This is a genomic window from Extibacter sp. GGCC_0201 (assembly GCF_017566055.1).
Classification (GTDB): domain Bacteria; phylum Bacillota; class Clostridia; order Lachnospirales; family Lachnospiraceae; genus Extibacter.
The window spans coordinates 1-227 of record NZ_JABFCH010000131.1; the positions used below are offsets into that span (position 1 = coordinate 1).

General features: G+C 57.7%; 1 protein-coding gene. It reads right to left on the minus strand.

Annotated features, from left to right (window positions below):
* On the minus strand, positions 1 to 227 hold a 227-nt coding region (locus HJV72_RS18985), incomplete at both ends, for a hypothetical protein (protein ID WP_208073426.1).

Here is a 227-nt window from a genome sequence, read left to right on the forward strand (position 1 = left end):
GTTTTCAAAAAAGGTAGGGGAACTGGGATCGTAGTCCGGGTTGACAGGCTGGCCGTCCTCCCCGTAGAATTGAAGGTGGAAGCCTGCGTTCAGCTGTTCTTCCGTGTACTCGCCCAGGTCGATCCCAGCGCTTTCGCCTTCCTCCAGCGTGGTCTCCAGGCGGTTTTCGCCCCAGTCCTCCTCCGAGATAAGACTGATGCGGAGATCCGTGATGGGATATGTGCTGC